This is a genomic window from Neptuniibacter sp. QD37_11 (assembly GCF_047778105.1).
Classification (GTDB): Bacteria; Pseudomonadota; Gammaproteobacteria; order Pseudomonadales; family Balneatricaceae; genus Neptuniibacter.
In genome coordinates this window covers 448,472-459,496 of the sequence record NZ_CP180552.1, presented here as the reverse complement: position 1 = coordinate 459,496, position 11,025 = coordinate 448,472, and the positions used below count along the sequence as shown (strand labels likewise).

Sequence of the window (11,025 nt, the reverse complement as noted above, 5' to 3'; positions counted from 1 at the left end):
ATTTCGCCGAATTGGCGCATGCAGTAAAACTACATGTCTTAAATCTAAATCAAATGAATCAAATCCAAATTGTTAAAGAGCGTTTAAAGCAAAAAAGCTTTAAAAGATAATGTCTTAACCGACAATATGTTTTAAAACTCTTCCTTCTCATCCTTAGGATGATGGTGGAGCTATGCGGGATCGAACCGCAGACCTCCTGCGTGCAAAGCAGGCGCTCTCCCAGCTGAGCTATAGCCCCAAAGAAAACAGTAAGGCTATTATTGGTAGGCCTGAGTGGACTTGAACCACCGACCTCACCCTTATCAGGGGTGCGCTCTAACCAGCTGAGCTACAAGCCTACACCGTTGCTCTTAACTTCTCTGATCAGATAATTCGTGTGAACGCTTGCCGAGAATCGGCTTTCGTTTAAGGAGGTGATCCAGCCCCAGGTTCCCCTAGGGCTACCTTGTTACGACTTCACCCCAGTCATGAACCACACCGTGGTAACCGCCCTCCCGAAGGTTAAGCTAGCTACTTCTGGTGCAATCCACTCCCATGGTGTGACGGGCGGTGTGTACAAGGCCCGGGAACGTATTCACCGCGACATTCTGATTCGCGATTACTAGCGATTCCGACTTCATGGAGTCGAGTTGCAGACTCCAATCCGGACTACGACCGGTTTTCTGAGATTAGCTTACCCTCGCAGGTTCGCGGCCCTCTGTACCGGCCATTGTAGCACGTGTGTAGCCCAACTCGTAAGGGCCATGATGACTTGACGTCGTCCCCACCTTCCTCCGGTTTGTCACCGGCAGTCTCCTTAGAGTTCCCACCCGAAGTGCTGGCAAATAAGGACAAGGGTTGCGCTCGTTACGGGACTTAACCCAACATTTCACAACACGAGCTGACGACAGCCATGCAGCACCTGTCTCAGAGTTCCCGAAGGCACGAAACTATCTCTAGTAACTTCTCTGGATGTCAAGAGTTGGTAAGGTTCTTCGCGTTGCGTCGAATTAAACCACATGCTCCACCGCTTGTGCGGGCCCCCGTCAATTCATTTGAGTTTTAACCTTGCGGCCGTACTCCCCAGGCGGTCTACTTATCGCGTTAGCTGCGCCACTAAAAGATCAAGTCTCCCAACGGCTAGTAGACATCGTTTACGGCGTGGACTACCAGGGTATCTAATCCTGTTTGCTCCCCACGCTTTCGCACCTCAGTGTCAGTATCGGTCCAGGTAGTCGCCTTCGCCACTGGTGTTCCTTCCTATATCTACGCATTTCACCGCTACACAGGAAATTCCACTACCCTCTACCGTACTCTAGATTAGCAGTATCAGGTGCAGTTCCAAGGTTGAGCCCTGGGCTTTCACATCTGACTGACCAATCCACCTACGCGCGCTTTACGCCCAGTAATTCCGATTAACGCTCGCACCCTCCGTATTACCGCGGCTGCTGGCACGGAGTTAGCCGGTGCTTCTTCTGCAGTTAACGTCACAGCTAGCAGGTATTAACTACTAACCTTTCCTCACTGCTGAAAGTGCTTTACAACCCTAGGGCCTTCTTCACACACGCGGCATGGCTGCATCAGGCTTGCGCCCATTGTGCAATATTCCCCACTGCTGCCTCCCGTAGGAGTCTGGACCGTGTCTCAGTTCCAGTGTGGCTGATCATCCTCTCAGACCAGCTAGAGATCGTCGCCTTGGTGAGCCATTACCTCACCAACTAGCTAATCTCACGCAGGCTCATCCAATAGTGCAAGGTCCGAAGATCCCCTGCTTTCCCCCGTAGGGCGTATGCGGTATTAGACCAAATTTCTCTGGCTTATCCCCCGCTACTGGGTAGATTCCTACGCGTTACTCACCCGTCCGCCACTCGTCATCAACTAGCAAGCTAGTCATGTTACCGTTCGACTTGCATGTGTTAGGCCTGCCGCCAGCGTTCAATCTGAGCCATGATCAAACTCTTCAGTTTAAATCATTTGTGTTACCAGGAATGTGGTAACGGGCTCTAGTACTAAACAACCGGATAACATTCTTAAGAACGTTAAACCTTTGTAAATCGCTTTAAATGAATTCACTTGGTTGCTTGTCTAGAAAAAGTTTGCTTCTTCTCAACAAGCGCCCACACGAATTATCTGATCAAATTGTTAAAGAGCGTTGCTTTTTTGACTCTCCGCTGACTCAGCGTTTCGTCTCAAGCGAGGCGCATATTCTACTGTGCGCTCATTCAAAGTCAACCGTTTATTTTGCAATTTTGTAAAAAGCTTTTACTCAGCAACCGGACTTTGAATCCTGCTCCGTAAGAAATCTTAAAAACCAATGTTTTCAATCACTTACTAAGCACCTCACTCAGCTCTGCAGCCCCTTTAAAAGCGGCCTCCCTAAGCAAGGACGGCGAATTCTACAGACATCTGAAAAAGGGTCAACACCCAATCTTAAAAAAAGTGCAAAAAGTTGAAAAAACTTACAAATCACCGCAAATCGATCAAGCATTAATCAACGGAGTATAAATAGTAGTCAACAGATACAAAAAAGGCGCTGAGTTTTACCTCAACGCCTTCTTTATTTTCCCTCTTATGACTTATAGAGAGAATAGATGATGTTTCTTTTTGCCTAGCTTAACTAAGAAGTACTTGCCAAAACGCGCATTTGACTCGGCGAACACTTCTGTCGCTTTCATATTATCTTCAAAGCCGTGTGCGTTGCCGTTAACAATAACCGCATTTCGCTGTAGAGCATCTTTAACTTGCTTGCCGCCTGGCGCCATACCCGCTTCTGACAAGATAGTAGTTAAAGGTGTTTCAGCCACTTCTGCTGGGTTAATTACAGATGATGGCAAACCGTCTTGAGCTAGTTGCGCATAATCTTGTTCGCTTAATTCAGATGTTTCACCGGAGAACAACGCTTCTGTAATACGCTTAGCCGCAGCCAATCCTTCGTCACCATGGACAAGGCGCGTTACTTCTTCAGCAAGAACACGTTGACCTTCTGGACGACCTTGACGCTCTGCATCTTCTTTTTCTAGCGCTTCAATCTCTACTACAGGCAAGAACGTGAAATATTTTAGGAATCGGTATACATCTGCATCTGCTGTTTGTAGCCAGAACTGGTAGAAAGCATATGGAGATGTTTTGTTTGCATCTAGCCATATAGTGCCCGACTCAGTTTTACCAAATTTGGTACCGTCTGACTTAGTAATAAGCGGTAGCGTCAAACCAAATGCTTGATTGCCATTCATACGACGAGTCAGTTCAGTACCGCCTGTAATATTACCCCACTGATCAGAACCACCGATCTGTAGAGTACAACCATGAGTAGCATTTAACTGCTGGAAGTCATACGATTGCAAAATCATGTACGTGAATTCAGTGAAAGAGATGCCTTCACCTTCACGATCAATACGTTGCTTCACTGACTCTTTAGCTATCATCTGGTTAACAGAGAAGTGTTTACCAATATCACGCAAGAAAGTTAGTACATTTACGTTTTGCGTCCAATCTAGGTTATTCACAACTTCAGCACTATTAGCACCACAGTCGAAATCTACAAACGCACTAACCTGCGCTTTAAGCTTCTCAACCCAACCAGCTACTGTTGAATCATCATTTAACTTACGCTCTTGCGCTTTAAAGCTCGGGTCACCGATTAGGCCAGTCGCCCCACCCACAAGTGCAAGCGGTTTGTGACCAAACTCTTGGAAACGCTTTAATGTTAGTAGTGGTACTAGACTACCAATATGCAAGCTATCTGCTGTAGGGTCGAAGCCGCAATAAAGAGTCACACTGCCTTCAGCAAGATGCTTTGCCAAATCTTCTTCGCTTGTCATCTGCGCCACTAGCCCGCGCGCTTGTAGGTCGTTTAATAGTGCTTCACTCATTGCTTTTGCTTGCCCTTTAAATTACGGCTAAAAATTCGAAGCGGCTATTTTAGCCCTTGCTAAGCCTGCAAACAAATAAGTTCTCAGCAATTTTTCTGAGTTATCGTTAAGCAATCCTTAAGTTTTATTCAACTAAGCCGACTTTCTTTAATGACAGTGGCATAATGCAACGCTCAATTTTCAGCAACCCAATATAATAATGAAGGGGTATAGGGTGCTAAATCGCGTTAAACAGTTCCGTGGAAATTTTCCCACGGTTCACTTAGTGGCTGTCAGTGCCTGCGTTCTTATTTTAGGCCTGACTCTTTTACTGCTTCCATCACAAGAAGTTGAAGCGACTCGAGGCGACCTATCAACCACTCCACCTACTGCGCCGCTTATATCTCCTGAATCAACCACTTCTAGCGCAGAAACGACATCAGCCGAAACAGTTATCGAAACCAATCCAGTCCAAACAGCTGCTGCAACCCCTTCTATACCTGAAAATAACTGGGTCGAATACACTGTAGGCAATGGTGACAATTTAACGTCCATGTTTAAAAAGGCAGGACTAACACCACGCGATGTTTACCATGTAGCTGCTGCTGGTAAAGAAACCAAAGCATTCACCCGCCTATTCCCAGGTCAAACATTAAGCTTCGTCATTGAGAACGGTAAGTTAAGCAAGCTCAAACATATTGAATCCAAACTTAAATACACCCTGCTGCATACCGCCCCTAACGGCGCCTTCCAGATTAATTCTGTTATCAGAACGCCCGAAGTCAGACAGCAATTCACAGCCGGTACAATCAAAGACTCGCTTTTTTTAGCAGGCGAAGAAGCTGGACTTTCCAGCAAGAAGATAATGGAGCTCGCCAGCATTTTTGGCTGGGACGTAGACTTCGTCCTAGATATTCGTAAAAACGACGATTTCAGTCTTATTTATGAAGAACATTATCTAGATGGCGAGAAAATTGGCGAAGGCCCTATTATTGCCGCTCAATTTACTAACAGAGGCAATAAATTCACCGCTCTTCGTTATACAAATACCCAAGGCGATAGCAGCTACTACACACCTGAAGGCTATAGTATGCGCAAAGCCTTTCTTCGCTCACCGGTAGATTTCGCCCGTATCAGCTCTCGCTTTAGCCTAAACCGCAAACACCCTGTACTCAATCGCATTCGCGCTCACAAGGGTGTGGATTATGCTGCTCGAACAGGCACTCCAATTAAAGCTGCTGGCGAAGGAAAAATCACATTCCGTGGTAGAAAAGGCGGATTTGGCAATGTTGTAATCGTCCAACACGGTAGCAATATCACCACCCTTTATGCCCATATGAGCAATTTTAAACGTGGACAACGTGTCGGCACTCGCGTTAAGCAAGGCCAAGTGATTGGTTTTGTTGGTCAAACAGGCCTTGCGAGTGGCCCTCACCTTCATTACGAGTTTCGCGTCAATGGCGTTCACAAGAACCCTCTGACAGTTAAATTGCCACAAGCGTCTCCTATCGCCAAAGCTGAGCGAAGCACCTTCACGGAAACGGCGAGTAGCTTATTAGCCCAGCTTGAAACTCACCAAGCCACCACACTTGCACAGAGCAATCGTTAAGCATGAGTCAGAAGGATCTATTTATTGGTTTAATGTCAGGTACCAGTCTGGATGGTATCGACGCAGTTGCCGTTAGATTTAAGCCAAATTTTGAAATGGTAGCCACGCACGCTGAAGAGATTCCAGCAACTTTAAAGAATGATATTTTGATACTGACCCAGCCCGGCGATCATGAAATTGACTTAATGGGCAAGGTAGATAGATCTTTAGGCAAGCTCTTCGCCAAAACCGTAAATGATCTTTTAAGCAAAAACGGCTTATCTGCCGAGCAAGTTTCAGCAATCGGCAGCCACGGTCAAACCATCCGTCACCGTCCAGAATTCGGCTTCACTTTGCAAATAGGTGATGCAAACCAAATTGCTGAACTAACCGGTATCACCACTGTGGCAGATTTTCGACGTCGTGATATGGCGGCTAATGGTCAAGGCGCCCCTTTGGTTCCCGCGTTTCATCATGCAATGCTGCACTCTAATGAAAGTAATCGCATTCTGCTGAATATTGGTGGGATGGCTAACCTTACTTTCCTTCCAAAATCCGAAGAACACAGTATTCTTGGCTTTGATACAGGTCCGGGTAACGTTTTATTAGATGCATGGATCAAACACTGTCGAGACCTCCCCTTCGATCAAAATGGCGAATGGGCACTAACTGGCTCCATTAATGAGGACCTTTTAGATCAATTAAGCTCTATCGAGTATTTTTCCGAACCTCCACCTAAAAGCACTGGCAGGGAACAGTTCAATTTAGCCTGGCTAAAACAAACACTAGCCACGTTTCCAGAGATTAAAGCGGAAGATGTACAACGCACTCTGCTTGAATTGACCGCCACCAGCATAACCGATGCTATAAAAGCACACATTCCTAGCCAGGTATTTGAGCTATATATCTGTGGTGGTGGTAGTTTCAATCAGGCACTTACGCGACGTATATCTGATCTATTGCCAGCCATTAACGTCAGTAACAGTGACGATATCGGTATTGATGCAGATTGGATGGAAGCAGCAGCCTTTGCTTGGTTAGCTATGCGCTGCTTAGATGGAAAAGCCGGCAACAATCCAAATGTTACCGGCGCAAAAGGGGATCGGATTCTAGGCGCTATCTATCAAGCCTAAAAGTATAGATAGCCTTGTTGGCGAAGCCTAACCTGTTCTGCAGGACCTAGAGGGATCGTATCGATAAACGCAGGTAACTCTGAGCGCTCTACACCATTCGCTCGCATCCATGTTTCACATACACGAATATCGATCACATTATTTGAATCTAATCGTTCAGCAAGCTCTAACAAACTTTTGTACTGATTCATATTCTGATGCCGAAAAGCATGCGCTTCATCACCATGCAAAACAAACACGATCGGCTCGTAGGATGAAAGATTCTCCACCTCATCGACGAGCATACTCGCTCGTTGAAAAAGCATTTCAACTTCACTAGGCGTGTGTTTCTTAATCAACGCAAGATAACGATCATTAGCGACATCTGGAGAAATAGGCGACTGCAGTGGCTGGGCCATGAGCAAGCCAGAAAAAAGCATACAGAAAACAGAAAAAACCAACTGACGCATATTATTCCCCTAGAGGACTTAAATTAATAACCTACGACAGAGTAGAAGATATAGTAATAGGCCCCCTCATAACAAGAGATAACCTATTACTATCATATGTAAGCTTAGACTAAGCTGAACAGAAACAGCTAGATAGAGAAGGATGAACCACAACCACAAGTTGTCGTTGCGTTCGGGTTGTTAATCACAAACTGAGAACCTTGAAGACCTTCTTTAAAGTCCACTTCAGAACCAACTAAATATTGGAAGCTCATCGGATCTACCACCATGAACACACCATCACGCTCGATCACAGTGTCATCATCTGCAGCATTTTCATCAAAAGTGAAGCCGTAAGAGAAACCGGCACAGCCGCCACCTGTAATAAATACACGTAACTTCAGGCTATCATTCTCTTCCTCTTCCATAAGAGATTTTACTTTAGCAGCGGCAGAAGTAGTAAATACCATCTCCGGCTCTGCAATCGGATCAACTGTTTCTATCATAACGACCATACTCAATTAAGCTGAGCACAATTATCGCCTTAACCGACTAATTCAGTCAAGTATTAAGGCATTAAGCCAACAACATTCAGACCGGCAGTCTCTTCAAAACCAAACATAATGTTCATATTTTGAACCGCCTGACCCGCAGCACCTTTAACAAGGTTATCAATCACAGATAATACAACCACCGTGTCTTCACCTTGAGGACGATGAACGCTGATACGGCAAACGTTCGCACCTTTAACACTTCTTGTTTGTGGATGACTACCTGCAGGCATAACATCAACAAATGGCTCATTTGCGTAACGTTCTTCAAAGATCGCTTGTAGATCGTGATCAACAGGATCTTTTAACACGCCGTAGCAAGTAGAATGAATGCCACGAATCATCGGCGTTAGGTGCGGAACAAACGTCAGATGCACTGGACGTTCTGCTGCTAACGCAAGACCTTGCTTAATCTCAGGCAGGTGACGATGACCCGGCACGCCGTAAGCCATCATGCTTTCACTCGCTTCGCACAACAACATACCAACCTTCGCACCACGACCAGCACCACTTACACCCGATTTACAGTCAGCAATTAGACGACGGTGATCGATCAGTTTGTTTTCCAATAGAGGCAGATAAGCAAGCTGCGTCGCCGTTGGATAACAACCTGGGCAAGCAATCAACTGCGCATCTTTGATCTGTTCACGATTAACCTCTGGCAAACCATACACAGCCAATTCTGCCATCTCTGGTTGTGTATGCTCCATGCCATACCACTTAGACCAAAGCTCCAGATCCTTGATTCTGAAGTCGGCACCTAGATCAATGACTTTAACCCCCTTACCAACAAGCTCTGCTGCCATATTCATCGCAACTCCGTGAGGCGTCGCAAAGAAAACCACATCACAACCACTTAGAGTTTCCACGTCCGGTACGGTAAAGCGCAGATCGTGGTGTCCTCGAAGGTTGGGATACATGTCAGCCACACTGACGCCTTCCTCTGAGCGAGAAGTAATAACCTCTACTTTTGCCTGAGGATGATTTGCCAACAAACGAAGTAACTCTACACCGGTATAACCGGTACCACCTACAATACCTACCTTAATCACAGGAACCTCTCATAAGGGATGAAAAACTGGTAACGTATAATACAGAAACTAAGACCCTTATGACTATTAATAAATAATCTAGCTTATGCTGCGAAATACTTTTTCTCTTGACCATTTCCGCCATCGCCTTGCTCACAGTGAAGCATTGCCCCAAATGGTTATCCTAGGGTTAATCTGCGGATTGCTGTGCGGTCTTGTTTTAGGCAGCTTTCGGTTATTGCTTGAACTCCCGCTTTCTAGCTTTTTACCTGGAGGTGACAGTGATAACTTTGAAGGACTTTCCTCTTGGTATCATTTCTTCCTCCCTATTGTCGGCAGCTTATTATTGATAGCGGTTTTATCACGCGTCACCCCACTTAATCGCAAAGTAGGTGTTGCTCACTTATTGGAACGAATGGCTTACCATCAAAGCAATCTGCCTTTGGTGAACGCTGTCGTTCAACTTATCGCTGCTTCAATTGCTCTGCTGTGCGGTCACTCTGTCGGTAAAGAGGGCCCAGCTATTCACTTAGGTGCAGCATGTGGTAGCCAACTTGGGCAAAGATTAAAACTACCCAACAATACTTTAAGAATACTGGCAGGCTGCGGCGCTGCCGCAGGTATTGCCGCTACCTTTAACACCCCATTAGCAGGCGTCGTCTTTGCCATGGAGGTCATATTACTGGAATACACCGTCATCGGTTTTATGCCAGTCATGGTTGCTGCAGCAACAGGCACGCTAGTTGTCCAGATAATGCTAGGAAATCAGTTAGTACTTACTGTCCCTCAACTACATATAGTGTCTCTGCATGAAATTCCTTACGTGGCCTTTTTAGGCCTTATTATTGGGCTTTTAGCCGTTCTATTTATTGCGCTAATGCGTGCAACGATGAAGTGGTCCGATCATTCCGTCTTCACGTATAGATCCAAGTTAATATTGGCAGGTATTCTCACTGGCTCAATGGCTCTGTTTTATCCACAAATAATGGGATTGGGCTACGACACAGTGACCTCTGTTTTACATGGCGAAGTGGGTATTGGTTTACTAATAGGCATAGTGCTAGCCAAGTGCGTTCTGACACCGATTGTTCTTGGCCTTGGTGTTCCAGCAGGACTTATCGGGCCTACCTTTTTCATAGGCGCTATGGCGGGAGGAATTCTCGGTATCTTTGGTGCTAGTGCCGTTGACCAAGATGTAGCAAATTCTGGATTCTATGCCCTATTGGGTATGGGCAGTATGATGGGCGCTGTTGCCAACGCGCCTATGGCCGCGCTGGTAGCGATATTGGAGCTTTCATCCAATCCGAATATTATTTTTCCCGCAATGATTTCCATTGTAGTTTCAAATTTGATCGCCCGCTACGTTTTCAAAATGCCGTCGATCTTTGTTATCAGTATGCAGTTACAAGGGTTGGATTATCGATATAAACCTATTGCCCAGATACTTAATGGCTCAGCTGTACAAAGCATCATGACAACGAATTTTGTAAAAAGTACTGCAATCGTCTCCGAAAAAGGCGCTCAACATGCCTTAGAGACTAGCCCCGATTGGGTTCTGGTAGAAAAAGATAATGACTTCAGTTTCCTCTCCCCTGGAGATCTGCATCTTCACCTTAGAAATAACTTTGAACCACATAAGGATATTGATCTATTAGAGATACCGGCACTTCGTCTCGATGCTAGTAGTATCGATAGCAAAGCAACACTACAAGAAGCTCTGGATAGAATGAATAATAAAAGTACCGAAGCTTTATACGTTCTAGATAATCAGAAGAAAATTACGGGCCTACTAACCCGAAGCCAAATTGAAGACTTCTACCGCAAAGACTGATCTATGACATACAGTTTAAAAGGCCTATACGGCATTACTGATTCCGACCTAATGCCCGATACTGAAACAATGCTGCGCAAAGTTGAACAAAGCATACAGGGCGGCACGAAGATCATTCAGTATCGAGATAAATCATCCGATCTTAGAAAACGCGTTGAGCAAGCATCGGCTTTAAACCTTATTTGTAAAAAGAACAAAATCCCGCTCATCATCAATGATGATGCGGGCTTAGCTGCAGGTATTGGTGCCGCAGGTGTGCACTTGGGACAAAGCGATGGCGCAATAGAGGAAGCTCGCGAAATGCTAGGCGAAGACGCGATCATCGGTGTAACCTGCCATGATTCATTGGAGCTAGCCTTAAAAGCACAACAAGCCGGTGCTTCATATTTAGCATTCGGCGCATTCTTCCCATCGAAAACTAAACCCAATGCCAAGCCAGCTCCTCTTTCGTTGGTTAAAGATGTAAAAGACAAAGTTAACTTGCCAATAGTGGCGATTGGAGGCATTAGCGTGGATAATGCCGACCAGATTGTAACAGCAGGTGCCGATATGGTTGCCGTCATACATGCGCTATACGCGAACAAAAAAGTGACTGCAGCAGCAAAACAGTTCCACCAGCTCTTCACTAATTGA

The 11,025-nt window shown here is 45.6% G+C and carries 8 protein-coding genes, 2 tRNA genes and 1 rRNA gene; 4 read left to right on the top strand and 7 right to left on the bottom strand.

Annotation, left to right across the window (positions count from 1 at the left end):
• Nucleotides 1-162: 162 nt before the first annotated feature.
• The 4 genes from ACMXYT_RS02055 to tyrS all read right to left on the bottom strand — a co-directional run bounded on the left by ACMXYT_RS02055 (nucleotide 163) and on the right by tyrS (nucleotide 3,851).
• A tRNA-Ala gene (locus ACMXYT_RS02055) sits at nucleotides 163-238 on the bottom strand.
• A gap of 23 nt (nucleotides 239-261) precedes the next feature.
• A tRNA-Ile gene (locus ACMXYT_RS02050) sits at nucleotides 262-338 on the bottom strand.
• A gap of 68 nt (nucleotides 339-406) precedes the next feature.
• Nucleotides 407-1,946: ribosomal RNA gene (locus tag ACMXYT_RS02045) — 16S ribosomal RNA — on the bottom strand.
• A gap of 609 nt (nucleotides 1,947-2,555) precedes the next feature.
• Nucleotides 2,556-3,851, bottom strand: coding sequence for a tyrosine--tRNA ligase (gene tyrS / locus ACMXYT_RS02040; RefSeq protein WP_415899991.1), 1,296 nt, complete (start codon nucleotides 3,849-3,851; stop codon nucleotides 2,556-2,558).
• Nucleotides 3,852-4,065: 214 nt separating this feature from the next.
• Here tyrS and ACMXYT_RS02035 point away from each other — a divergent pair, with 214 nt between their 5' ends.
• Together ACMXYT_RS02035 and ACMXYT_RS02030 are read left to right on the top strand one after the other, a co-directional pair.
• The gene (locus tag ACMXYT_RS02035) at nucleotides 4,066-5,439 is read left to right on the top strand and encodes an OapA family protein (RefSeq protein WP_415899990.1); all 1,374 of its coding nucleotides are present in this window, start codon (nucleotides 4,066-4,068) and stop codon (nucleotides 5,437-5,439) included.
• A gap of 2 nt (nucleotides 5,440-5,441) precedes the next feature.
• Entirely contained in the window at nucleotides 5,442-6,551 is a 1,110-nt protein-coding gene (locus tag ACMXYT_RS02030; protein WP_415911798.1) for an anhydro-N-acetylmuramic acid kinase, read from the top strand.
• Here the strand turns inward: ACMXYT_RS02030 and ACMXYT_RS02025 are convergent.
• The 3 genes from ACMXYT_RS02025 to argC all read right to left on the bottom strand — a co-directional run bounded on the left by ACMXYT_RS02025 (nucleotide 6,548) and on the right by argC (nucleotide 8,582).
• A complete protein-coding gene (locus tag ACMXYT_RS02025; protein ID WP_415899988.1) occupies nucleotides 6,548-7,000 on the bottom strand; it encodes a hypothetical protein in 453 nt (150 codons plus the stop codon). The two genes, ACMXYT_RS02030 and ACMXYT_RS02025, sit on opposite strands and share 4 nt — an antisense overlap.
• Nucleotides 7,001-7,128: 128 nt before the next feature.
• Nucleotides 7,129-7,485, bottom strand: coding sequence for an iron-sulfur cluster insertion protein ErpA (gene erpA, locus ACMXYT_RS02020; RefSeq protein WP_415897441.1), 357 nt, complete (start codon nucleotides 7,483-7,485; stop codon nucleotides 7,129-7,131).
• A 62-nt stretch (nucleotides 7,486-7,547) separates the two neighbouring features.
• Nucleotides 7,548-8,582: an N-acetyl-gamma-glutamyl-phosphate reductase gene (argC, locus tag ACMXYT_RS02015; protein ID WP_415899987.1), complete on the bottom strand. Its 1,035-nt coding sequence runs from the start codon at nucleotides 8,580-8,582 to the stop codon at nucleotides 7,548-7,550.
• 85 nt (nucleotides 8,583-8,667) lie between these two features.
• Between argC and ACMXYT_RS02010 the strand changes: the two genes are divergently transcribed.
• Both ACMXYT_RS02010 and thiE read left to right on the top strand, forming a co-directional pair.
• Nucleotides 8,668-10,392 carry a chloride channel protein gene (locus tag ACMXYT_RS02010; RefSeq protein WP_415899986.1) on the top strand — a complete coding sequence of 575 codons (1,725 nt, stop codon included), beginning with the start codon at nucleotides 8,668-8,670 and terminating at the stop codon, nucleotides 10,390-10,392.
• 3 nt (nucleotides 10,393-10,395) lie between these two features.
• Nucleotides 10,396-11,025, top strand: coding sequence for a thiamine phosphate synthase (gene thiE / locus ACMXYT_RS02005; RefSeq protein ID WP_415899985.1), 630 nt, complete (start codon nucleotides 10,396-10,398; stop codon nucleotides 11,023-11,025).